Annotated in this window: 23 protein-coding genes; 11 read left to right on the plus strand and 12 right to left on the minus strand. The window is 68.9% G+C overall.

All coding sequences use genetic code 11. The features are described from left to right. Window positions 1–42: 42 nt before the first annotated feature. Window positions 43–978 (plus strand): aminoglycoside phosphotransferase family protein, encoded by a 936-nt coding sequence (locus ABZW60_RS12900; RefSeq protein ID WP_355476277.1) that lies wholly within the window; start codon window positions 43–45, stop codon window positions 976–978. Here the strand turns inward: ABZW60_RS12900 and ABZW60_RS12905 are convergent, their stop codons facing one another. The 3 genes from ABZW60_RS12905 to ABZW60_RS12915 form a co-directional block, all read right to left on the minus strand. Further along, a complete protein-coding gene (locus tag ABZW60_RS12905; RefSeq protein ID WP_355476278.1) occupies window positions 979–1,767 on the minus strand; it encodes a class I SAM-dependent methyltransferase in 789 nt (262 codons plus the stop codon). A gap of 47 nt (window positions 1,768–1,814) precedes the next feature. Next, entirely contained in the window at window positions 1,815–2,453 is a 639-nt protein-coding gene (locus ABZW60_RS12910) for an NAD(P)H-dependent oxidoreductase (protein ID WP_355476279.1), read from the minus strand. 71 nt (window positions 2,454–2,524) lie between these two features. Beyond that, a complete protein-coding gene (locus ABZW60_RS12915) occupies window positions 2,525–3,205 on the minus strand; it encodes a DedA family protein (RefSeq protein ID WP_355476281.1) in 681 nt (226 codons plus the stop codon). Between the two features lie 142 nt (window positions 3,206–3,347). On the opposite strand from ABZW60_RS12915, the gene ABZW60_RS12920 reads away from it, so the two are divergent. After that, window positions 3,348–4,085: a 6-phosphogluconolactonase gene (locus ABZW60_RS12920; protein ID WP_355476282.1), complete on the plus strand. Its 738-nt coding sequence runs from the start codon at window positions 3,348–3,350 to the stop codon at window positions 4,083–4,085. Here the strand turns inward: ABZW60_RS12920 and ABZW60_RS12925 are convergent. After that, entirely contained in the window at window positions 4,065–4,808 is a 744-nt protein-coding gene (locus ABZW60_RS12925) for an SDR family oxidoreductase (protein WP_355476283.1), read from the minus strand. The genes ABZW60_RS12920 and ABZW60_RS12925 overlap by 21 nt on opposite strands. A 33-nt stretch (window positions 4,809–4,841) precedes the next feature. Here ABZW60_RS12925 and ABZW60_RS12930 point away from each other — a divergent pair, with 33 nt between their 5' ends. After that, complete coding sequence (locus ABZW60_RS12930) at window positions 4,842–5,402, plus strand: helix-turn-helix domain-containing protein (protein WP_355476284.1); 561 nt, start codon at window positions 4,842–4,844, stop codon at window positions 5,400–5,402. Between the two features lie 4 nt (window positions 5,403–5,406). Here ABZW60_RS12930 and ABZW60_RS12935 read toward each other — a convergent pair whose 3' ends face one another. The 5 genes from ABZW60_RS12935 to ABZW60_RS12955 form a co-directional block, all read right to left on the minus strand. Continuing rightward, entirely contained in the window at window positions 5,407–6,030 is a 624-nt protein-coding gene (locus ABZW60_RS12935; protein ID WP_355476285.1) for a hypothetical protein, read from the minus strand. Between the two features lie 104 nt (window positions 6,031–6,134). Further along, complete coding sequence (locus ABZW60_RS12940) at window positions 6,135–6,485, minus strand: VOC family protein (RefSeq protein ID WP_355476287.1); 351 nt, start codon at window positions 6,483–6,485, stop codon at window positions 6,135–6,137. 3 nt (window positions 6,486–6,488) lie between these two features. Further along, window positions 6,489–7,337 (minus strand): MerR family transcriptional regulator, encoded by an 849-nt coding sequence (locus ABZW60_RS12945; protein ID WP_355476289.1) that lies wholly within the window; start codon window positions 7,335–7,337, stop codon window positions 6,489–6,491. Window positions 7,338–7,468: 131 nt separating this feature from the next. Next, window positions 7,469–8,839: a ricin-type beta-trefoil lectin domain protein gene (locus ABZW60_RS12950; RefSeq protein WP_355476291.1), complete on the minus strand. Its 1,371-nt coding sequence runs from the start codon at window positions 8,837–8,839 to the stop codon at window positions 7,469–7,471. Then, on the minus strand, window positions 8,836–10,713 hold the full coding sequence (locus ABZW60_RS12955; protein WP_355476293.1) for a lectin: 1,878 nt from the start codon (window positions 10,711–10,713) through the stop codon (window positions 8,836–8,838). Before ABZW60_RS12955 ends, ABZW60_RS12950 begins: the two co-directional genes overlap by 4 nt. Window positions 10,714–10,949: 236 nt before the next feature. Between ABZW60_RS12955 and ABZW60_RS12960 the strand changes: the two genes are divergently transcribed. Next, complete coding sequence (locus tag ABZW60_RS12960) at window positions 10,950–12,176, plus strand: family 16 glycosylhydrolase (protein WP_355476295.1); 1,227 nt, start codon at window positions 10,950–10,952, stop codon at window positions 12,174–12,176. Between the two features lie 2 nt (window positions 12,177–12,178). Here the strand turns inward: ABZW60_RS12960 and ABZW60_RS12965 are convergent, their stop codons facing one another. Next, window positions 12,179–12,511, minus strand: coding sequence for a hypothetical protein (locus ABZW60_RS12965; protein ID WP_355476296.1), 333 nt, complete (start codon window positions 12,509–12,511; stop codon window positions 12,179–12,181). Further along, window positions 12,508–13,356 (minus strand): alpha/beta hydrolase, encoded by an 849-nt coding sequence (locus ABZW60_RS12970; protein WP_355476298.1) that lies wholly within the window; start codon window positions 13,354–13,356, stop codon window positions 12,508–12,510. The genes ABZW60_RS12965 and ABZW60_RS12970 overlap by 4 nt, the downstream gene beginning before the upstream one ends. 70 nt (window positions 13,357–13,426) lie before the next feature. Between ABZW60_RS12970 and ABZW60_RS12975 the strand changes: the two genes are divergently transcribed. Continuing rightward, window positions 13,427–14,017, plus strand: coding sequence for a TetR/AcrR family transcriptional regulator (locus tag ABZW60_RS12975; RefSeq protein WP_355476299.1), 591 nt, complete (start codon window positions 13,427–13,429; stop codon window positions 14,015–14,017). On the opposite strand, the gene ABZW60_RS12980 is transcribed toward ABZW60_RS12975, so the two are convergent. After that, the gene (locus ABZW60_RS12980) at window positions 14,014–15,195 is read right to left on the minus strand and encodes an ROK family transcriptional regulator (RefSeq protein ID WP_355476301.1); all 1,182 of its coding nucleotides are present in this window, start codon (window positions 15,193–15,195) and stop codon (window positions 14,014–14,016) included. The two genes, ABZW60_RS12975 and ABZW60_RS12980, sit on opposite strands and share 4 nt — an antisense overlap. Before the next feature lie 239 nt (window positions 15,196–15,434). Here ABZW60_RS12980 and ABZW60_RS12985 point away from each other — a divergent pair, with 239 nt between their 5' ends. The 6 genes from ABZW60_RS12985 (at window position 15,435) to ABZW60_RS13010 (ending at window position 22,416) form a co-directional block, all read left to right on the plus strand. Next, window positions 15,435–16,484: a LacI family DNA-binding transcriptional regulator gene (locus tag ABZW60_RS12985; protein ID WP_355476303.1), complete on the plus strand. Its 1,050-nt coding sequence runs from the start codon at window positions 15,435–15,437 to the stop codon at window positions 16,482–16,484. Window positions 16,485–16,646: 162 nt separating this feature from the next. Further along, the gene (locus ABZW60_RS12990) at window positions 16,647–18,338 is read left to right on the plus strand and encodes an ABC transporter substrate-binding protein (RefSeq protein ID WP_355476305.1); all 1,692 of its coding nucleotides are present in this window, start codon (window positions 16,647–16,649) and stop codon (window positions 18,336–18,338) included. A gap of 58 nt (window positions 18,339–18,396) precedes the next feature. Then, a complete protein-coding gene (locus tag ABZW60_RS12995) occupies window positions 18,397–19,410 on the plus strand; it encodes an ABC transporter ATP-binding protein (protein ID WP_355476306.1) in 1,014 nt (337 codons plus the stop codon). After that, a complete protein-coding gene (locus ABZW60_RS13000) occupies window positions 19,407–20,387 on the plus strand; it encodes an ABC transporter permease (RefSeq protein ID WP_355476308.1) in 981 nt (326 codons plus the stop codon). Before ABZW60_RS12995 ends, ABZW60_RS13000 begins: the two co-directional genes overlap by 4 nt. A gap of 2 nt (window positions 20,388–20,389) precedes the next feature. Further along, entirely contained in the window at window positions 20,390–21,421 is a 1,032-nt protein-coding gene (locus tag ABZW60_RS13005; protein ID WP_355476310.1) for an ABC transporter permease, read from the plus strand. After that, window positions 21,418–22,416 carry an ABC transporter ATP-binding protein gene (locus tag ABZW60_RS13010; protein WP_355476311.1) on the plus strand — a complete coding sequence of 333 codons (999 nt, stop codon included), beginning with the start codon at window positions 21,418–21,420 and terminating at the stop codon, window positions 22,414–22,416. Before ABZW60_RS13005 ends, ABZW60_RS13010 begins: the two co-directional genes overlap by 4 nt. Window position 22,417: the final 1 nt, after the last annotated feature.

The following is a 22,417-nucleotide window of genomic DNA, read 5'->3' on the forward strand; positions in this document are numbered from 1 at the left end:
GCCGGGTGTTCAAGGTCGGGCTGCGGCTGGTGGGATGGGGGTATGAGGTGGCTGGACGAGTGTTCGCCGGGCGCGGTCGCGGACGCGCTGCGGGATGTCGCTCCGGAGCTGGGCGGGTTGAGGGTCGTCGTACGGGAGACGTTCGGCGAGCCGGATCCGCAGTGGTGGGCGGCGAGCGCGATGGTCGGGGAGGAGTTCGTCGCGAAGTTCGCGTGGTCGCGCCCCGCGGCGCTCCGAGTGGCGCACGAGATCAGCGTCCTGACAGCGCTGGGATCCGGCGTCCCGTTCCTCCCCGAGGTTGTCGCCAGCAGCACCGACCCGGTGCTGCTGGTGACGAGGCGGGTGCCCGGTCAGACGTTGTTCGACGTGGTCGACTCCATCGACCGCGATCACGCCGGCCGGCAACTGGCCACCTTTCTTGCCGCTCTGCATGACTCCACGACCCTCGAGCGGGTCGAGCACCTGACCAGCGGTGTTCCCCCGGCCCTGTTGCCGCCCGCGACCACGGACACGATCCGCGACGGGTTCGGTCGGTGGGTCCGGCCGGATCAGGTCGAGTCCGTGGTGCGGTGGTGCGACTGGGCCCATGAGGTCCTCGCCCCGCCGGCGTCGCACGTCCTCGTCCACGGTGATCTTCACGGCGGAAATCAGGTCTGGGACGGCGACCAGCTCCGCGCGGTGGTCGACTTCGAGACCGCGGGAACGGCCGACGCCGAGTACGACCTTCGCGCGTTCCCGGGCACCGGGCCAGGCGTCGACCTGCTGCAGACCACCTCACGCCACTACCAGCACCTGACCGGCCGCACCCTCTCCCCCGAGCGCGTCATGGCCTGGCACATTCGCACCACCCTCGGCGACGCCCTGTGGCGAAGCGAGGCCGGCGTCCCACTGCCGGACCACCGCACACCTGTCGCCTGGGTCGACGACCTGACCGCACGCTTCACCGCCCTGGGCATCAGCCTCGCGCCGGGTCGATGATCAGGCTTTCACGGCTCGGCACGTCAGCAGCAGTGGTAGCGGATCGCCGGGCAGTCGCCACAACCCGTCAGCGTCCTGCACCATCGCCGGACTCCGCTGCCGCAGGTCCACCGGCAGCTCGTCGAGACGGTCAACGCGCAACCCCGCTCCGGCCAACGCGTTCACCAATCCGCTGACAGTCCAGGGCCAGGTGCTCTGCACATGCCCCGGCACGTCCTGCCCGGTGTAGCTGGTCGTCACCTCGCGATCCACAGCATCGGTGCGGAAGTACGACGTACGCACCCGAAGCTCCTCGTCCACCATCGCCTGCAGCGGATGGAACTCCGCCAGGAAGACCGTCCCGCCCGGGCGCAGCATCCGCGCCACCACCCGCGCGAACTCGTCCAGGTCCGGCAGCCACACCAGCACGCCGTACGTCGCCACCACCACGTCGTACGACGCCGGCTCCAGTACGTCCGCCACGTCGTACACATCCGCCTGCACGAACCGCGCCGCCAACCCGACCTCGCCGGCCAACTCCAGCGCAGCGTCGACCGCAGCCCCGGAGAAGTCCACGCCGGTGACGTCTGCCCCCAGCCGCGCCCACGACAACGTGTCCAAACCGAAGTGACACATCAGATGCAGCAGGCGCTTCCCGCGAACGTCCCCCACCGCCTCGACCTCGAACGCCCGCAGTGAACTGCCGCCCGCCCGAAACCCGTCCACGTCGTAGAACCCGGACGACAGGTGCGCCGCGGCCCGCAGGTCCCAGGCCGCCCGGTTTCGCTCGATCCGCGCCCGATCGTCCATAGGCCGACGATAGGTCCAGGACCTCCCGGCCCGCGCCGGGTTTTGGATTATCGGGCAGGTGTTGGCTCGGCGATCGGCTGGAGGGCGATGGTGGTGGCTTGGATGATGCCGGCGTTGGTGCGGATCCAGCTGGAGAGGACGATCTGTAGGTCCTCGAGATCGCGTTCTTCCAGGATCACGCCCGGGACCGGGACACTCGCGCCCAGCTCCGCCAGGACCGGTCGCAGGTGGTGGTCGGCCAGCAGTTTGTGGCTGGGCGCGGCCGACACCGTGACCGGTACGACCACGGATCCCGCCAGCGCCGAGGGGCGCAGAACGTCCAGGAAACTCTTCAGCAGGCCGGTGTAGCTGCCCTTGTACACGGGCGTCGCGACGACGATCACCGACGCGGACGACACCAGCTCGATGGCGCTCTCCAGCGCGGACTGCGCCTCGGCACCGGCGCCGTCACCCTGGAAGATCGCCGGCGCGAGCGTCACCAGGTCGATCAGCTCGTCGATCCGGTACGGCGTACCGAGCTCGGAGGCGAGCAGCTCCGCGACGGACGCCGCCGCGGCCGCCGTCCGCGACCCGGCCCGTGGATTGCCCACCACCGTGACCACCGACTGCGGCCAGACCGGCCGCTCCTGGGCACCCTGGGCCCCGACCTGCGACTCGACCTGCGACTCGAACGCGACTGACGGCATCTGACCCATCTCCCGGAACCTCGGCGGCAACTGTGCGGCAACAGTCCCGAGAGTAGTCAAAGTCGAGCCGTCTACTGCACTTTCTCAGTATCCGAACGCCGGGCCCGGATCTTCACCACGACGAACCACCCGACCGCCGCCACCGCGGCCACGATCACCAGCTTCTGGAACACGCCGACCGACGACTCCACCAGGTGCCACCGCTCACCGAGCTGATACCCGGCCAGGATCAGCAACGAGTTCCACAGCAGGCTGCCGATCGCGGTCAGCGGCAGGAACAGCGCGACCCGCATCCGCTCCACCCCGGCGGGCACCGAGATCAGGCTGCGCACCACCGGAACCAGCCGCCCGATCAGCACCGCCTTGGCCCCGTGCCGCAGGAACCACTCCTCGGCCTTGTCGACGTCGCGCACCTTGACCAGCGGCAACTTCCCGGCGAGCGCGCGCATCCGGTCGCGGCCCAGCACCGCGCCCACGCCGTACAGCGCGAGCGCGCCGACCACCGACCCGAGCGTGGTGCAAACGATCGCGGCGACCAGCCCGAAGTCGCCGCGCGCCGCCGCGAACCCGGCCAGCGGCAGGATCACCTCACTCGGCAACGGCGGAAACAGGTTCTCCAGGGCCACCGCGGCCCCCGCACCGACGGGACCCAGCTTCTCCATCAGATCGGTCGCCCACCCGGCCACACCGCCGGCCGGTTCCTGGGTCGCCTGCAGCGCGGTCATCATCACCTGATTCGTCGTCGTCAGCATGCGGACGACGCTAGGTCCGTGAACACTGTCCACACAGTGGAGCCAGCCGCCGTCTTCGGGTCTGGTCATCCACCGTACCGACCGGGGGAAAACCCCCGGTTGTGCGAGGCTTTCCCCAGCACCTACGCCGCCAGGAGGGTCCATGACCGTCGAGCACGCTCCGCGCACCAGCACGCACCCGAGCCGCGAGGAGCTCGGCCGCGCTGCCGCGACCGCCGCCGCCGAGCAGATCCGCAAGGCCACGGCGGCGCACGGACGGGCCCGGATCATGCTCGCCGCCGCCCCCAGCCAGACCGCGACGCTGACCGCGCTCGCCGCCGAGCCGGACCTCGACTGGAGCCTGGTCGAGTGCTTCCACATGGACGAGTACGTCGGACTCGACCCCGCCGCGCCGCAGTCGTTCCGGAACTGGCTGCGCCGGAACTTCCTCGACAAGGTGCCGCAGGCAACATTCCGCCCGCTGGACCCCGAGGACGGCCCGGACGCCTACGCGCAGCTGATGGGTGACGAGCCGTTCGATCTCGTCCTGTTCGGCCTCGGTGTGAACGGCCACCTGGCGTTCAACGACCCGCCGGCCGACTTCACCGCCGCCGAGGCGGTCCGGCTGGTCGCACTGGACGAGACCAGCCGCCGCCAGCAGGTCGACGAGGGCAACTTCGCGGACCTGGCCGACGTCCCGACCCACGCGGTCACCGTGACCATTCCCCGCCTGCTCGACGCCGACGCGCTGATCGGCTCGGTCCCCGGATCGGTCAAACGCCAAGCCGTCCGCGACACGCTCACGCAGCCGATCGACCCGAACTACCCCGGGACGGCGCTGCGCACACACCCCGACGTACAGCTCTTCCTCGACATCGAATCAGCCGACCCCGAGGTGTAGCCCTCCGGACGCGTCCACGACCTGCCCGGTGATCCAGCGCGCGGCGGGCGAAGCGAGGAACGCGACCACCTCGGCGACATCGTCACCGCCGCCCAGGCGGCCGAGCGCCGTCCGGGCGACGATCAGCTCCGTCAGCCCCGGCACCTCGAAGAACGCGCCGTTCGCCTCGGTCCGGGTCGCGCCGGGCGCGACGGCGTTCACCGTGATCCCCCGCGCGCCGAGCTGCTGCGCCAAGGTGCGCGTCATCGTCTCGAGCGCACCCTTGGTCATCGCGAACGAGGTCTGAGCCGGGTTCGCCATCCGGGTGGCGACCGACGAGATCGACACGATCCGGCCTTCGTCCGACATCGTCGGCAGCAGCCGCTGGATCAGGAAGTACGGCGCCCGCACGTTGACCGCCATCAGCCGGTCGAAGGCCGCCTCCGTGTCGGTGTCGATCGGACCCGCGGGCTGTGCCGCCGCGTTGTTCACCAGCACGTCCAGCCGGCGGCCGGCCAGCCCCGCGGTCAACTGATCGACGACGGCCTCCGCATCACCCGGCACACCGAGCTCGGCGCCGATCACGAACCCGTGTCCGCCGATCCGCTCCAGCGTCTCCTCCGCACCGGCCTTGTCCCGGTGATAGTGCACGGCCACCTCGGCGCCTGCCGCTGCCAGCCGCTCCGCGATCGCGCGCCCGATGCCGCGCGACGCCCCGGTCACCAAGGCCACCCTGTCACTCATGTTAGAAACTATCATGTTGTTAGTATCTACCACATGAGCTTGAGGGACCGCCAGCGCGCCGACACCCGGCAACGCATCCAGCGGCAGGCGCTCCGCCTGTTCACCGACCGCGGGTACGACGCGACCACGGTGAACGACGTCGCCGACGCGGCCGGCGTCTCGGCGATGACGGTCTACCGGAACTTCCCCACCAAGGAAGACCTGGTCCTGTACGACGACTTCGACCAGCTGACCGCGGCCACGATCGCGGCTCTCCCGGCCACCGGGTCACTCACCGACCGGATCGGCCGCACCGTCGTGACCATCCTCGACCTGGTGGCGACGAACGAACACGACCTGCTGCTCGCACGTCTGCGGCTGATGATCTCGACAGCGGCACTCCAGGCCCGCCACCTGGACAGCCAGTTCCGGCTGCAGGAGGCCTTCGTGACCGCGATCGGCCCCGGCCAGGAGTACGGCGCCCGCGCCGCCGCGAGCGCCGTGCTCGGAGTGACTCACACCGCCCTGCTGCGCTGGGCCGCCGACGACGGCGAGCCCGACCTGGCCGACCTCTTCCGGGAGGCGTTCACCGCCACCTTCGGTCACGCCCCCTGAACCGTCAGGTGAGCTCAGGGACCCGCAGGTGCGCGATCGCGAGCTCGAACTCGCGGACGTCCAGCACTTCCGCGCCGGCGTCCTTGGTGGTCGAGGCGCGCATCGAGGCAGCAGCCTCCCGGTTACTGTCCATCGCCTCCTGACTGTCGTACGTCACCGAGGACACCGCGCCACCCGAGGCCCGGTCGACCAGCAGGCTCGCGCTGCAGAACCCGGCCAGGTCCTCGAGCCGCGGCAGCGAGGCCAGCTTGTAGACGTCGATCGCCCGCTCCATGGTCGCCGGATCGATCTTCACCCAGGTCGCCCGGACGCACGCACCGGCGACCGACCGGTGGTCACGGTGCAGAACGGCGATCTCCCACTCCTGCACCGACGGGCTGTCGCCCCCCATCGTCTCCGCGATCCGCTCCCGGATCGGCCGGAGCTCCTCGTCGGAGGCCCGCATCTTCTCCTCCGACTGCCAGGCACTGGTCGCGATGCACCGGCCGGATCCCCGGTCGACGAGCATGGACAGGCCGATACAGCCGTCCATGTCCATCAGTCGCGGCATCACTTCGTCACGCACCTGCGCGATGCCGGCATCGACCGACGCCGGCGCGGCATTGATCGTGGTGGAACGCGCGTACACGATCCACCCCCCTTACGCTCAGGGCAGCGCCCCGGCGGCGCCGCCGGACACTTCTCACCCTCCTCCCCGATCAGGGCGCTGGCAATGCCCTGCCGGGCCGGGGCCTAGCCGTGCTCGGCGACGTCGAAGACGTTGCCCTCCGGGTCGGCGAGCGTGATCCAGTGCGTGCCGTACTCGTTGTGCTCGTCGACGCGCTTCGCGCCCAGGCCGACCAGGCGGTCGACCTCCGCGGCCCAGTCGGTCGCGGCCAGGTCGACGTGCAGCCGGTTCTTGCCGTTGCGCGGCTCCGGGACCTGCAGGAACATCAGCGTCGGCCCGTCGGCGTTCCGGTTCACGGTTGCGAAGAACTCGTTGCCGTCCGCATCGACGTCGGTCGAGAACACGCCGGCCCAGAAGCCGGCCAGCGCGGCCGCGTCGGAACAGTCGAAGGCGATACTTTCAAGCGATACAGACATGATTCAGCCTTTCAGTATTGGATTCTTTCCCCGCCCCACCGGCCCGGTCACAGGGATCCGCTGGATCGGCCAGCAGACCTCGGTTCGGTAGTCGGCCGGATCGGGGACGTCCCCCGGGCCGATGGGATACAGCTCACGGATCGGGCCCGGCGCGACCTCGCAGAACTCCGCGACGTGGCTGCCGAGCGCGCCGTACGTCCGGTCGAAGTCGGTCATGTGCCCGGCGTGCACGGCGATCGCGAAGTACCCGCCGGGGAGGTCGACCAACTCCACGCCGTCGGCCGGCGGCTGATCGAGCGCGACCGGCAGGAACGCGGTCACCTGGCCGGCGTCCTCGGTGAAGAACTCGTCGCTGTACGTCGCGCCGGAGGTCGCGCGGATGTGCTCGCCGACCGTGTCGAGCCGGCCGAAGGCGTACTCGCACCAGGGCCCGATCTCGTCCCGCACGACGTGCCCGGACACGCCGTACGCGCGGAACGGCGGGATGAACCGGTACTGCACGTCGAGGAGCGGTCGACCCGGCGTGAGCAGCTCACGCAGTGACGAGACGACTTCGCGGGTGTGGGCGAGCTCCTGCTCCATCCGCTCGAGATGCGCCCGCAGCGTTTCCTCGCGCGCCGGTCCGTCGGAAGCCTCGACCACTGCCCGCACGTCCGGCAACGGCATCCGCAGCTCGCGCAGCCGCCGGATGAGCAGTGCGGTGTCGACCTGGTCCGTCCCGTAGCGCCGATACCCCGAGGAGGAGTCGATCGAGACCGGCGCGAGCAGGCCGATGTCGTGGTAGTGGTGCAGCGTTTTCACGCTGAGATGGGTCAAGCGGGAGAACTCCCCCACAGTCACCGTCGCCGTCATGTCCCCAAGCTTCCACCCTCCGGTAACCGGAGGGTCAAACCCGGATGCCCAGGCCATCACAATCGCCGGCCCGCGACGAGCGCCCGTGCTGGGGCGTCGTCGCGGGCCGATTGTGATGGCCTGGCGATCCGCTACCCCCGGTAGCGGCCGATGACCTTGGTGAAGTCCCAGGGGTTCTGGGAGATGCCGGAGCAGCTGTCGGCGCTGCCGCCGGTGCAGGGGCGGTCGCGGTTGACCGACCAGAAGGTGAAGCGGGCCAGGTGGTGTTCGGAGGCGTAGGACAGCATCGACTCGAAGTCGGACAGGTTGACGCGCTCGCCGGCGACGTCGGTGATGCCGTTCATCGAGGAGATGCCGATCTTGCGGTACGCCGCGTCGTCGGTCAGCCCGTACGCCGCCTTCACCTGGTTCTTCAGCCCGTCGGCCGCCTGGCGGGTGAGCGTGCCCATGTTGGTCGACCCGCCACCGAAGTCGAACGGCATGATCACCCAGCCGTCCAGGTTCAGCCCGGAGGCCGCGCCGCGCCGGATCAGGTCCTGACCGTTCGCGTCCGGCCCGGACGTCGTGGTCCCGAAGGTCAGGTACGTCGCGATCCCCGGGTTGTTCTGCTCGACGATCTTCAGCGCGTCGATCACCTTCTGCCGGACCGCGGGCTGCGCGAACTCCTGGTCCTCGATGTCCACGTCGATCGCCTTCAGCGACAGCGCGTTGATCACCTTCTGGTACGCCGCCGCCAGCTCACTCGCCGTACCGCAGCTCTGGCCGAGCTTGTTGCCGGACCAGCCGCCCACCGAGACCACCACGTCGCCGCCGTTGGACCGGATCGTGTTGAGCGCCTGCTGGTCCACTCCACCGGTCAGCGGCCGCCCACCGTCCCACTGCGGGTTGCAGTACCCGTTGGACAGGATGAACGCCATCGTGAACCACTTCACCCCGGACGCGTTCATCACGGTCGCCGGATTCGGCGGGTCACCCCAGCCCTGATAGAGGTACGGCGCGGCCGCCATCGGCGCGCCGCCCGTTGGCGGAGGCCCGTCGTCCGCCGCCGGGACGTTCCACTTCTGGTTCGCCGCACCGGTGCAGCTCCACAGCTGCAGCGGCGTACCGTTCGCGGAGTTGTTGCCCGTGACATCGAGACACTTGTTCGCCTGCGGGTTCACGAGGTCGCGCCCGGACGTGTACGTCCACTTCTGCGCACCGCTGCCGTTGCAGGTCCACAGCTGCACCTTGGCGCCGTTCGCCACAGACCCGCCGGACACGTCCAGACACTTGCCCAGTGCGCGCAGGGTCCCGTCACTCGACCGGGTCCACTGCTGAGCACTCGTACCGTTGCAGTCGTACAGCTGGACCGGCGTGCCGTCGGCGCTGTTGGCCGCGGCGATGTCCATGCACTTACCGGCCAGGCCGGTGACCGCTCCGGTCGCCGCCTGCGCGGGAGCAGCCGTCATCAGCAGGCCGCCGCCGAGCACGAGAGCCGCGGCCACCGCCGCCACCCGCCTCACGACAGAGTCCACTTCTGGTTCGCCGCGCCGGTGCAGCTCCACAGCTGGAGCGGAGTGCCGTTGGCGGAGGTGTTGTTCGTGACGTCGAGACACTTGTTCGCCTGTGGATTCACCAGGTCCCTCCCACTCGTATAGGTCCATTGCTGGGCTCCGCTGCCGTTACAGGTCCACAGCTGCACGCGAGCACCGTTGGCGACAGAGCCGGCGTTGACGTCCAGGCACTTGCCGAGCGCGCGGAGCGTGCCGTCACCAGGACGGGTCCACTGCTGGGCGGTCGTGCCGTTGCAGTCGTACAGCTGCACTGCCGTACCGTCGGCCGAGTTGGCGCCCGCGACATCCACGCACTTGCCGCCCAGACCGGTGATCTGCCCGCCGCCACCACCGCCGCCGCTCTGCGAGCCCGACCAGGTGAAGGTCGCGGACGTCTTGGTCGGCAGCGTGTAGACGAAGGACTGCGAGCCCCAGTTCACCCGCACCGACTGCGAGCTCCCCGTGGTGTTGAAGGCGATCAGCGCCTTGGAGCCGTCCGGGTTCTTCCAGGCCACGTTCTTGACCGAGCTGTTCGCGGTAGAGTCGATCCGCAGCGCGCCCGGCTTCACGAACTTCGTCAGGTGGCCCATCGTGTAGTACTCGACCGTCTTGGTGACCTGACCGCGCTGGCTGTCGTTGCGGTGCACCGTCACGAGGCCGGTGCAGACGTTGCAGCCGGCACCGACGTACGGCAGGTGGTTCTCGTCCAGGGCGATGCCCCACTTGACCCACGACTTGTCCCAGTTGCGGGTGTAGTCGATGAGGTTGTTCATGTCCTCGACCTGCTGGTTCGCGATCCAGGTCCCGCCGGAGTGCTCGGTCATGTACGCGTTCACGCCCGGGTACTGGTTGTGCACCTGGGTCTGCAGGTTCACGTCTCCGCCGTACCCGTGCCAGGCGATCCCGCCGAAGTTCGGGTGGTTGCGCAGCGCGGCGTCCGCGATCGGGACCGAACCGAGGTCGTTGTAGTTGCCCCAGTTGTAGTCGAGGATCAGCACCTTTGTGGTCAGCCCGGCGGCCTGCAGCGCGGGCATCAGGTTGTTCTTGGTGAACTCGAGCAGGCCGGAGCCGTTCCAGTTCATCGACGCGTAGCCGGTGCTGTCGCTGCCGCAGCAGGTCGGCTCGTTCTGCACCGAGATGTAGTCGATGTGGTTGCCCTGCGCCTCGTTCTGCTGCAGGTACTTGACGAAGTACTGCGCGTACGTCGGCGCGTACTCCCACTTCAGCCAGCCGCGGTGGACGAAGTCGTTGTTGTCCTTCATCCAGGCCGGCGCGCTCCACGGCGAGCCCATCACCTTCAGCGCCGGGTTGAGCTGCCGGGCCTGCTTGGTGAGCGGTACGACGTCGGCGAGGTCGTGCTGGATGCTGAAGTCGTTCAGGTCGCAGCAGGTGTCGTCGTAGGAGTAGTTGAACCGGGCCAGGTCGGAGGCGCCCATCGGGTTGCGGACGAAGGCCAGCCCGATCCCGTTCACCGGGTCGAACAGGTCCCTCATCACCTGGTCGCGGGTCGCGGCGGAGATCACGCCGCTGCTGTTCAGCAGCCAGGCGGAGCTGTCGGCGAACGAGGCGCCGCCGCCCTCGAAGGACTGGTACGTGGTGTTCTCGTTGACCGTGATCGTCTGGTTGGCCGTACCGCCGGCCGGGCCGAAGTTCACCGGGGTCTGCTGCTGCAGGCCGCGGGTGACGTTCTGCCCTGCGGCGTCGTTGGTGGTGGTCAGCCAGATGTTGACCTGTTCGCCGGCGGCGACCGATCCGGCGGCGGGTGGGGCGGTTCCGAAGCCGAGACCGGCGGCGGCCACGCAGAGCGCAGCGACCGCGGCCGGCAAGAGCCGTTTCGCGGGCATGGGGCGGTTCTCCCTTGGTGTAAAGGAGTTCGGGGCGGTTCGCGTTGTCGGCGTCTGCCCGCGCCGCAACGGCTGGTCAGCAAGAGGTAACCATCCGTGCAAAGGTGTGTCAACGCCGGAACCGAGACTTTTTTCAGATCTTTTATTTAGTCCCGGGGTTGACCTGAGAGCGTTCTCACGGCACGCTGCCGCCCAATCACTGCCCTCATTCAGACGCCCCCGAAATGAGGTATTTCATGAAGCGTCCCCGCATGCTCGCGTTCCTCGCGATCGGTGCCGCACTCGCCGGCACCGCCCTCCTCCAGCCCGCGGCCACCGCGCACCAACAGGCCGCCGCCGCCACGACTGCGACGGTCTGGGAGGACACCTTCGACGGCCCCGCAGGCCAGGCTCCCGACCCCGCCAAGTGGCGGTACGACATCGGCGGCAGCGGCTGGGGCAACAACGAGATGGAGTACTACACCAACAGCACCCGCAACTCCGCGCTGGACGGCAACGGCAACCTGGTGATCACCGCCCGGAAGGAGAACGGCGGCTTCCAGTGCCACTACGGCCCGTGCCAGTACACGTCGGCCCGGCTGCTCACCGCGCAGACCTTCACCCAGACGTACGGCCGGTTCGAGGCCCGCATCAAGATCCCCCGCGGGCAAGGGATCTGGCCCGCGTTCTGGATGCTCGGCGGCGGCAACTGGCCGAACGACGGCGAGATCGACATCATGGAGAACATCGGCAAGGAGCCGGCCACCGTGCACGGCACGATCCACGGCCCGGGCTACTCCGGCGCCGGCGGGATCGGTGCCGCGTACAACCATCCCAACGGCTGGTCGTTCGCCGACGACTTCCACACCTTCGCGGTGGACTGGGCCCCGGACTCGATCACCTGGTACGTCGACGGCGTGCAGTACCAGCGCCGGACGCCGGCCGACCTGAACGGCAACACCTGGGTCTTCAACCACCCGTTCTTCATGATCCTGAACCTCGCGGTCGGCGGCTACTGGCCTGGCTACCCGGACGGTACGACGGTGTTCCCGCAGACCATGACCGTCGACTACGTGCGGGTCTCCACCCTCGGCAGCTCGGGCGGCGGCGGGTCGCAGATCACCGGCCTGGCCGGCAAGTGCATGGACGTCGCGGCCGCCAACTCCGCCGACGGCACGCCGGTCCAGCTGTACGACTGCAACGGTACGAACGCGCAGAAGTGGACGCGCCCCGGCGACGGCACGATCCGCGCGCTCGGCAAGTGCCTGGACGTCAACGCCGGCTCACTCGCCGACGGAGCCAAGGTCCAGCTCTGGACCTGCAACGGAACCGGCGCCCAGCAATGGACCTACACCTCCGGCCGCGACCTGGTGAACCCACAGGCGAACAAGTGCCTCGATGTCACCGGCAACAACTCCGCCAACAGCACCCCACTCCAGACATGGACCTGCACCGGCGCAGCAAACCAGAAGTGGACGGTCTGACACTACCCACCGGTCTGCTCCGCGACAGCCTGCTGTCGCGGAGCAGACCTGAAAGTGGCCACAAAGATGTACGGCAGCGTGTAGACGCTGCCGAGCCCCACAGGCACAGCCAGCAGCACCCCGCGCAGCGACAGCCCTTCCCGGTAGACGATCCACGCCATGACCAACAGCAGATGCACAGAGAAGTCGCCGTTGATCTGCGCGCGCCAGGGGTGCGTGAAATCCGTGAAGAACACGCTGCCGCCGGACAGACCCTGCGTCGCGATGGCGTTCACCGTGACGGCCACGACGGCCAGCCACGCCAGCACGAGCGCGGTCCTGAAGGCCCGCATCATGAGGCGAAGTCCACGATCAGCCGGGTCAGCTCGTCCGGCCGGTCCTCCGGGACGAAGGACCACGAGTCCGCGACCGTCGCCACTGTGGCGTCGGGGAGTATCGCGGCGAGGCGTTCGAACAGGGTCGGCGAGAAGATCCGATCCTCCGCGGCCCGGACCAGGAGGACGGGCTTGTCGAAGCCGGCCAGCGCCTTCGCGGCGGCCAAGGTGTAGCTGCTGTCCACACCCGAGATGAACCGCTGCGCGTCCCTGCGGATCTCGCTGCTGCCGCGGATCGACTGCACGTAGGACTTGAGGATCTCTGCGGGAATGCCGCGCTTCGCCAACCAGCCGTAGGTGTTCGGCCGCCGCTGCGCGAAGGGCAGCTGAAGAAGGCGGCTCGCCAACCAGATCGCACCGGGCAGGCGAGCCAGCTTCGGCATCGAGTCGAAGGGCGCGGGAAAGAAGTCTTCGAAGGCGTCACACGGCGTCAGCACCACGCGCCCGATTCGCTCCGGGTGGCCGGCCATCAGGATCTGGGTCAGCGCCCCGCCGGTGTCGTTGGCAACGACCGTGACATCGGTCAGATCCAGCTGCTGGAGAAACTCCGCGATCAGTGCGGCGACACCGGTCGGCGTCAGGTCCGCGTCGTCCGGCATCGGGAGCTGATGCGCGCCGAGCGGCCAGTCCGGGGCCAGGCAGCGAAAGCCCGCATCAGCGACGTCCGGAACCACCTTGCGCCAGAGCTCGGCGTTCACCAGCAGGCCGTGGACGAACACGACCGGCGGGCCCGACCCACGCTCGGCGTACGCGACCCGGCCGCTTGGTAGGTCGACGGTCTTCCGGAGGCCCAGAGCTGTGTCCACGACACCTTTATAGCACCGTTCCGTAACAGTGTTCCGTAACGATGATCGGAGTAGGTGCTACGGTCGGACCGTGCCCCGGGTCAAGCAGCGCACCGAAGCGCTCCACGAGCGCGGACTCGCGAGCGCGATGGCGGTGCTCGCCGAGGCAGGCGTCGCGGGTCTGACGACGCGGACCGTCGCCGAGCGCGCCCGCGCCTCACTGCCGGCGATCTACGAGGTCTTCGGCGACAAGGCCGGCATCGTCCGCGAGATCTTCTTCGAGGGTTTCCGGCTGCTCGGCGCCGAACTGGCGGCCCTCCCCCCGGCGGCGGATCCGCTCGAGGCGCTCCGACGCCTCGCCGAAGCGTTCCGCCGATTCCTGCTGGCGCACCCGATGCTCGCCGAGGTGATGTTCTCCCGGCCGTTCGCCGACTTCGACCCCACCAAGGACGAAGCCCGGGCAGGCGCCAAGGTGCGCAGGATCTTCGTCCAGCACGTCCGGAACGCCGTCGACGCCGGCCAGCTCGACGGCGACCCGACGGACATCGCCCTGATCTTCTTCACCCTCGTCGAAGGCCTCGCCGCCGCCGAGAACGCGCACCGCCTCGGCGGCTCCAAGCAGTCGTCCGACCGGCGCTTCCGCCTCGGAGTCAACACCCTCCTCGACGGCTTCGCCACCTAGCGAGGAGGTACGGCGCCTCCGTCGCGCAGCAACCGCACTACCGGAAGCGTCGCGGCGCCGAGTGCGACGGCGTCGCGGCCCAGTTCGCACAGGACGATGGAGACCTGGGCGTACGGGCGGCGGAGGGCGTGGTTGCCGACCTCCGCGCGGAGCGCGTCCAGGTGTTTCTCACCGAGCAGCAGGCCGGCCCAGCCGCCGAGCACGATGCGCTCGGGGTTCACCAGGTTGACCAGGTTCGCGAAACCCGCGGCCAGGTAGCCGATCGTGTCCGCGACGATCGTTGCCGCGAGCTCCGAATCCGACTCCAGGAGCTCGACGAACGCGGTCTCCTCGTCGCCGCCGACCTCGCCGCCGGCCTGCCGGTACCGGTCCAGGACACCTTCCGCGCCGACGTACGTCTCGAGGCATCCCAGAGCGCCGCAGCGGCACCGGCGGCCGCCGTACACGATCGTCATGTGGCCCCATTCGCCCGCGCTGCTGCGGGCGCCGCGGTAGCTGGATCCGCCCGCTACCAGGGCGGAGCCCGCACCCGAGCCGACCAGCGCGACCACCACGTCGGTCGCGCCGCGGCCCGCGCCGAACCACATCTCGGCCTGGCCGAGCATGTTCGCGCCGTTGTCCACGTGCACTGGTATATCGGTGCCCTCGGCAAGCATCGCGGCGAGCGGTACGGCGTCCCAGCCGAGCGTCTGCGCGTCGACGACCGCGTTGTCCTCGACCACACCCGAGACCGCGACCCCGAGGCCGAGCACCTGCTCCGACCGCACCTCCGAGGACGCGACGACGGCCGAAAGCCCTTCCAGGACGTGCTTCACGACCTCTTCGGGTGTCGGCGAGCTGATCGGGTGGTCGGCCCGCGCCAGCACGTTCATGGCCAGGTCGAACAGCTCGACCCGGACCCGGGTCTCCCCCACCTCGGCGCCGACGACGTACCGGAAGGTCGGTGCCACCCGCAACAGCACCCGCGGCCGGCCGCCCTCGGACTCGACCGAGCCGGCCTCCTCGACGACACCTTCGGCGATCAGCTCGGCGACCAGATTGCTGACGCTCGCCGCACTCAGCGAGGTGCGGACGGTCAGCTCCTGGCGGCTCAGCGGGCCTTCGCGGTAGATGCTGGTGAGGATCACCGAGCGGTTGGACCGGCGCATGTCACGCACCGTGGTCCGGCGAACTTCCATCCTCAACCTCACCATGGCGTAGCGCATCCGGCCCCGGACGGGCCACTCGAACCCGAGTTCATCATGCCGTCCCACCCGACGGAAGAGGTGGCTTCTTCCAAGTCGTGAACTAAGTCGCGATTCGTTACCACTCCGTGATTGACGGCCCGTTGCGGTCTCGGCTTTGATCTACGGAACCGCTTCCGAAACCGGTTCCGTCCCGTCCGCAGCGCCACCCCGACCGCCCGAGGGGAGTCAGCGTGTCCATCACCATCGCCGATGTCGCGGCCCGTGCCGGCGTCAGCAAGACGACCGTGTCACGCGTCCTCAACGGCAAGGGCGAGCTCGACCTGCGGACCGCCGAGCGCGTCCGCCAGGTGATCGCCGAGCTCGGGTACGTGCCGAGCGCCCGCGCGGTCGGCCTGGCCCGTGGCCGGACCCGGATCGTCGGAATGCTGGTCCCGTCGCTCACCTGGCCCTGGATGGGCGAGGTGCTGCAGGGCGCGGTCGACGTCGTCGAGAGCGAGGGCTACGGCCTGCTGCTGTTCACCTTCAACCGGGGTGAGGAATCCATGCAGCAGTTCGCCTCCCAGGTCTCGGCGCAGTCGTTCGACGGCCTGCTGGTGATCGAGCCCGAGGGCACGCTCACCTACATCGAGCAACTCCACGCGCGCGGTCTGCCGGTGGTCCTGATCGACGACCGCGACAAGCGCCCGCAGTTCCCGTCCGTCGCCACCACGAACTACGCCGGCGGCGAGGCCGCCGCCCGGCACCTGCTGGAGCTCGGCCGCCGCCGGCCACTGGTGATCACCGGCGTCGAGCGCTTCGGCTGCACCCACGAACGCCTGGACGGTTTCCGCGACACCTATGCGGAGGCCGGCCTCGAGCTCGACCCGAGACTCGTGTTCGAAGGCGACTTCACCCACGAGAGCGGACGCCGCGGCGTCCAGTACGCGCTCGACGAACGGCTCGCGTTCGACGCGGTCTTCGCCCACAACGACCTCTCCGCCGGCGGCGCCATCCAGGCCGTCCGGGAGACCGGGCGGAACGTGCCGAACGACGTGTCGGTGGTCGGGTTCGACGACATCCCGTACGCCGAACACACCGAGCCGCCGCTGACCACGGTGCATCAGCCGATGCGCCAGATGGGTCAGGCCGCGGCCCGGATGTTGATGGGGTACTTCGGCGGCACTCCGCTGCCCGAGACCCCGCAGGTGCTGCCGACGACGCTGATCGTGCGCAGCTCAACCGCCCCACTGAGTCGACCGATGGGGACCACCCCCGCCCCGAAGAACCGGCCCCGCCGGTAGCTCTCCGGCGGCGGGGCAGCTGCCCCTGTCCCGCCGCCGGCAACCCCTCGACACCGAACCGATATGGCGTTCGCTCTTCCGATGAGAGCGTTCTCACGCCAGGATGCACTGGCCCACCGGCTCAGGGTGGGCCATCCGTCAACTGGAACACAGGAGGAACCGATGCGAGCACGACGTAGCGTCGCGCTGGCCCTTGCGGGCCTGCTCGCGGCAGCCACCCTGGCTGCTTGTAGTAGCGGGGACGGGAAGACAGGCAGCTCTGGAAACGGCGGGTCGGGCACGGGTGCGACCGTGCTCAACATCGGCATGCCGAACGGTCCGCAGACCGAGAACCACAACCCGTTCCTCGGCTCCTCCTCGGGCGCCTCGCTGGGCTACCGCTGGATGATCTTCGAGCCGCTGGTGATGATCAACGGGATCAAGCCGACCGAGCCCGGCAAGCCCTGGCTGGCGACCGAGTGGAAGTGGGACGCCAACTACACCAAGCTGTCGCTGACGATCCGCGACGGCGTGAAGTTCTCCGACGGTCAGCCGATGACCGCCGACGACGTGGCGTACTCGTTCCAGATCCGCAAGGACAACGAGGCGCTGAACGCCGACGCGATCCCGTACGGCACGATCACCGCGTCCGGCAACAAGGTCGACCTGACCTTCACCCGGTCGCAGTTCACCAACCAGAACAAGATCCTGACCGTGTTCGTGATCCCGAAGCACCAGTGGTCGACGATCAAGGACCCGAGCCAGGACACCCTGAAGAGCCCGATCGGCACCGGTCCGTACACGGTGAAGTCGTTCACCCCGCAGACCACGACGCTGACGCTGCGCGACGCGTACTGGCAGGACCTGCCGAAGGTCAAGGAGCTGCGGTACACCTCGTACAACGACAACAACGCGCAGACCACCGCGCTGGCCAACGGCGCCTCGGAGTGGAGCTTCGTCTTCGTCCCGAACGTCAAGGCCGTCTACCAGGACAAGGACCCGAAGAACCACAAGCTGTGGTTCCCGGCGAACCTCGGGATCCACGGTCTGTGGATCAACACCACCCGCAAGCCGTTCGACAACCCGGCCTTGCGGCGCGCGATGAACCTGGTGATCAACCGCGACGACATCTTCCAGCAGGGCGAGGCCGGGTACTTCTACCCGAAGGTCGAGTCGATGACCGGCATCCCGACCCCGGCCGGTGAGTCGTTCATCGCCCCGGAGTACAAGGACCTCAAGCACAAGGTGGACGTCGACGCGGCCAAGAAGGAGCTCACCGACGCCGGCTTCAAGCTCGAGGGCGACGTGCTCAAGGACCCGGCCGGCAAGCCGGTGACGATCACGCTGACCGACCCGGCCGGCTGGTCCGACTACATCACCGACCTGGAGATCATCAAGGACAACCTGTCCACGATCGGCATCAAGGCGACCGTCGACAAGGCCAACCAGGACGCCTGGTTCAAGAACATCGACGAGGGCAACTTCGACGCCGCGATGCACTGGACCAACGGCGGCGCGACGCCGTACGACATCTACCAGAACATCATGGACGGCAAGATCCTGAAGCCGGTCGGCAAGGGCGGCGTGAGCGGCAACTACGGCCGGTTCAACAGCCCGGAGGCGACCAAGGCGCTGGACGAGTACGCCAACGCCGCGGACGACGCGACCCGCACCACCGCGCTGAACACGCTGCAGAAGATCATGGTCGAGCAGATGCCGATCATCCCCACCTCGGCGTCCAACGTCGGCGGTCTCTACAGCACCAAGAACTGGACCGGCTGGCCCGACGAGCAGAACCAGTACGGGCCGGCGCAGCCGACCCAGCAGAACGCTCTGCAGATCATCCTGAACCTGAAGCCGGCCGGCAGCCAGTGACCTCTGCCGGCGGCGCCGGGCTCGGGCCCGGCGCCGCCGGCAGCACGATTGGAGACCCATGACGGTCACCGAGACCGAGGTTGTTCTGGAGGCCGAGGGCCTCACCAAGCATTTCCCGGTACGGCGGGGCATCCGCGACCTCCTCACCCGCGAGCACAAGGCCGTGCACGCGGTGGACGACGTCAAGCTCACGCTGCGCCGGGGCCGGGTCACCGCGCTGGTCGGCGAGTCCGGATCGGGCAAGTCCACCGTCGCCCGGCTGCTGGCCCAGTTGTACGGGCGCACCTCCGGCGAGATCCGGCTGCACGGCGAGCCGATCACCGTGCACGGCGGCCGCAAGTTCCGCGCGTACGCACGCCGCGTACAGATGATCTTCCAGGACCCGTTCGCCTCGCTGAACCCGACGCACACCGTGCGGTACCACCTGACCCGGTCGCTGCGCATCCACGGACGCGAGGGCGACCTCGAGCAGAACCTGCGCGACCTCCTGGCGCAGGTCCAGCTCACTCCCCCGGAGCGCTACCTGGACAAGTTCCCGCACGAGCTGTCCGGTGGTCAGCGCCAGCGGGTCTCGATCGCCCGCGCCCTCGGTGCGGACCCCGAGGCACTCCTCGCCGACGAGCCGGTCTCGATGCTCGACGTGTCGATCCGCCTCGGCGTACTCAACCTGCTGCGGGACCTGAAGGAACGGCTCAACCTCGCCATCCTCTACATCACCCACGACATCGCCTCGGCGCGGTACTTCGCCGACGAGACGCTGGTGATGTACGCCGGCCGCATGGTCGAGGGCGGCGACTCCGAGACCGTCACGCAGAACCCGGCGCATCCGTACACGCGATTGCTGATCGACAGCGCGCCGGACCCCGACCGGCTCGGCGAGCTGAGCACACCCGAGGACCAGGCGGGCGGTGAGCCGCCGAGCCTGATCGCGCCGCCGACCGGCTGCCGGTTCAACCCGCGTTGTGTGCACGCGATGCCCAAGTGCTCGACCGATCTGCCGCCCCGCTTCGAGCTGCCGGCCACGGGCCACTGGGCCGCGTGCTGGCTCTACGAAGAAGGGACGGCGAAGTGAAGTTCCTCCTGCAGCGGCTGGCCTTCTACGTCTTCACCGCGTGGGCCGCGCTGACCATCAACTTCTTCATCCCGCGGCTGATCCCGGGCGACCCGGTGACGTCGCTGATCAACAAGTTCCAGGGCCAGATGAGCACCGACGCGATCAACTCGCTCTACGTGCTGTTCGGCCTGGACAAGAACGCGTCGCTGTGGAGCCAGTACGTCGACTACTGGGGCCAGGTGTTCCACGGCGACCTCGGGTTGTCGTTCACGTTCTTCCCGACCCCGGTCTCGGAGATCCTCCGGCAAAGCCTGCCGTGGACGATCGCGCTGGTCGGCATCACCACGTTCGCCAGCTTCATGATCGGTACGTCGCTCGGCGTGCTGGCCGGCTGGCGGCGCGGGTCGGTGATGGACGGGCTGTTGCCGGTGACGACGTTCCTGTCGTCGATCCCGTACTTCTGGCTCGGCCTGCTGGCGATCACGCTGCTCGCCGGGCCGGACAGCTTCTTCCCGTCGTCGGGCGGCTACGAGCCCGGACTGGTGCCGGGCTGGGGCGGCGAGTTCATCGGCAGCGCGATCCAGCACAGCCTGCTGCCGGCGATCACGATCCTGATCTCCTCGGTGAGCGGCTGGATCCTGACCATGCGGAACATGATGGTGACGGTGTCCTCGGAGGACTACATCACCGTCGCGCACGCCAAGGGCCTGCCCGAGCGCCGGGTGATGGTCAGCTACGCGGCCCGGAACGCGCTGCTGCCGAACGTGTCCGGCTTCGCGCTGTCGCTCGGCTTCATCGTCGGCGGCACGCTGCTGGTGGAGATCGTGTTCTCCTACCCGGGCATCGGCTACAACCTGTTCCAGGCCGTCGGCGCCAAGGACTACCCGCTGATGCAGGGCGTCTTCCTGGTGATCACGCTGTCGGTCCTGGTGGCCAACCTGCTCGCCGACGTCGCGTACCTGCTCCTCGACCCGCGTACCCGGAAGGAGGGCTGACGATGTCCGCACCAGCCACCACCATCACCGCGGTCACCCCCGAGGGACCGGAGGTCGCCGCTACGCCGGCCAAGCGCCGCCGGTTGCGGTTCGTCGCGAACCCGAAGGCCGCGACCGGCCTGGTCGTGCTCGCGTTCTTCTGCCTGATCGCGATCATCGGCCCGTGGGTCGCGCCGTACGACCCGTCCGCCCGCAGCAGCGACCTGATCCAGCCACCGTCCGGCAAGCACTGGTTCGGGACCACGCACCTCGGGCAGGACATCTTCAGCCAGGTGCTCGTCGGCACCCGCGGCGTGATGTTCGTCGGCCTGCTGGCCGGCCTGGTCGCGACCGCGCTGTCGATCCTGATCGGCGTCAGCGCGGGCTTCCTCGGCGGTGCCGCGGACGACAGCCTGTCCGCGCTGTCCAACGTTTTCCTGGTGATTCCGGCGCTCCCGCTGATCATCATCGTCGCGTCCACGATCCCGTCGGCGGGTGACCTGATGGTTGCCCTGGTCATCGGTTTCACCTCGTGGGCCTGGGGCGCGCGGGTGCTGCGGGCGCAAACGCTGTCCTTGCGCCGGCGCGACTACGTCGAGGCGGCGCGGGCGACCGGTGAGAGCACCTGGCGGATCATCACCTTCGAGATCATGCCGAACCTGACCGCGATCATCGCGTCCGGTTTCGTCGGCACCGTGATCTTCGCGGTGATGTCGGAGATCACGCTGGCGTTCATCGGGATCTCCACGATCTCGGAGTGGAACTGGGGCACGATCCTGTTCTGGGCGCAGAGCCAGCAGGCGCTGGCCCAGGGCGCCTGGTGGTGGTTCGTCCCGGCCGGCCTGGCGATCGCCGTCCTCGGCACGGCGCTGTCGCTGATCAACTTCGGCATCGACGAGTTCGTCAGCCCGCGGCTGCGCAGCAGCGGCCGCACCCGGGTGAAGACCAAGGACGGCCACTCGGTCCGGATGCGGGTCGGCTTCACGCCGGTGCTGTCGTCCAAGCAGGCGCCGGTGACGCCCGTCGTACGCCGCCGTGAGGAGGAGGTCGCGTGAAGACGCCGGTCCTGGAGATCAAGAACTTCCACGTCGACTACGGCCTCGGCGACGACGCCGTGCAGGCGGTCCGCGACGTGAACCTGACGCTGCACCGCGGCGAGGTCCTCGGCCTGGCCGGCGAGAGCGGCAGCGGCAAGTCGACGCTGGCGTACGGCGTCACGCGGCTGCTGCCGCCGCCCGGCGTGATCAGCGGCGGGTCGGTGGTCTACCACCCGCCGTCGGGCGACCCGTACGACGTGCTGGCGCTGACCGACGCGGAACTGCGGAAATTCCGCTGGGCGGAGACGTCGATCGTGTTCCAGGGCGCGATGAACTCGCTGAACCCGGTGCACAAGGTCTCCACCCAGATGCTCGACGTGATCCGGGCGCACGAGCCGCAGCTGTCCCCGCAGGCCCGGATCGCCCGGGCTCAGGAAATGCTGAAACTCGTCGGGATTTCCGCGGACCGGATGGACGCCTACCCGCACCAGCTGTCCGGCGGCATGCGGCAGCGGGTGATGATCGGGATGGCGCTCGTGCTCGAGCCGCAGGTCGTGATCATGGACGAGCCGACCACCGCGCTGGACGTGGTGATGCAGCGGCAGATCCTCGCGCAGCTGGTCGAGCTGCGCGAACGGCTCGGGTTCTCGGTGCTGTTCATCACCCACGACCTGTCGCTGCTGGTCGAGTTCTCGGACCGGATCGCGATCATGTACGGCGGCCGCATCGTCGAGGAAGCCCGCTCCAAGGAGCTCTACACCGACAGCCTGCACCCCTACAGCGAAGGCCTGCTCAAGTCGTTCCCCGCCCTGCGCGGCGAACGGCGCGAGCTGTCCGGGATCCCTGGTTCGCCACCCGATCTGCGCGGTATGCCTTCAGGCTGCTCGTTCCACCCGAGATGCCCCCAAGCGTTCGAGCGCTGCTCGGCGGAGATCCCGATCCTCGAGATCCCGTCCGCGCGCAACGACCCCCACCGATCTGTCGCGTGCTGGCTCCCCGGCCGCACAGCCTAGA

The organism is Kribbella sp. NPDC003557, assembly GCF_040610805.1.
Lineage (GTDB): Bacteria > Actinomycetota > Actinomycetes > Propionibacteriales > Kribbellaceae > Kribbella.

Coding starts and splice junctions, on each gene's coding strand:
- ABZW60_RS12900 (WP_355476277.1), top strand. CDS start 43: ATGAGGTGGCTGGACGAGTGTTCGCCGGGCGCGGTCGCGGACGCGCTG.
- ABZW60_RS12905 (WP_355476278.1), bottom strand. CDS start 1,767: ATGGACGATCGGGCGCGGATCGAGCGAAACCGGGCGGCCTGGGACCTG.
- ABZW60_RS12910 (WP_355476279.1), bottom strand. CDS start 2,453: ATGCCGTCAGTCGCGTTCGAGTCGCAGGTCGAGTCGCAGGTCGGGGCC.
- ABZW60_RS12915 (WP_355476281.1), bottom strand. CDS start 3,205: ATGCTGACGACGACGAATCAGGTGATGATGACCGCGCTGCAGGCGACC.
- ABZW60_RS12920 (WP_355476282.1), top strand. CDS start 3,348: ATGACCGTCGAGCACGCTCCGCGCACCAGCACGCACCCGAGCCGCGAG.
- ABZW60_RS12925 (WP_355476283.1), bottom strand. CDS start 4,808: ATGAGTGACAGGGTGGCCTTGGTGACCGGGGCGTCGCGCGGCATCGGG.
- ABZW60_RS12930 (WP_355476284.1), top strand. CDS start 4,842: ATGAGCTTGAGGGACCGCCAGCGCGCCGACACCCGGCAACGCATCCAG.
- ABZW60_RS12940 (WP_355476287.1), bottom strand. CDS start 6,485: ATGTCTGTATCGCTTGAAAGTATCGCCTTCGACTGTTCCGACGCGGCC.
- ABZW60_RS12945 (WP_355476289.1), bottom strand. CDS start 7,337: ATGACGGCGACGGTGACTGTGGGGGAGTTCTCCCGCTTGACCCATCTC.
- ABZW60_RS12955 (WP_355476293.1), bottom strand. CDS start 10,713: ATGCCCGCGAAACGGCTCTTGCCGGCCGCGGTCGCTGCGCTCTGCGTG.
- ABZW60_RS12960 (WP_355476295.1), top strand. CDS start 10,950: ATGAAGCGTCCCCGCATGCTCGCGTTCCTCGCGATCGGTGCCGCACTC.
- ABZW60_RS12965 (WP_355476296.1), bottom strand. CDS start 12,511: ATGATGCGGGCCTTCAGGACCGCGCTCGTGCTGGCGTGGCTGGCCGTC.
- ABZW60_RS12980 (WP_355476301.1), bottom strand. CDS start 15,195: ATGGAAGTTCGCCGGACCACGGTGCGTGACATGCGCCGGTCCAACCGC.
- ABZW60_RS12990 (WP_355476305.1), top strand. CDS start 16,647: ATGCGAGCACGACGTAGCGTCGCGCTGGCCCTTGCGGGCCTGCTCGCG.
- ABZW60_RS12995 (WP_355476306.1), top strand. CDS start 18,397: ATGACGGTCACCGAGACCGAGGTTGTTCTGGAGGCCGAGGGCCTCACC.
- ABZW60_RS13005 (WP_355476310.1), top strand. CDS start 20,390: ATGTCCGCACCAGCCACCACCATCACCGCGGTCACCCCCGAGGGACCG.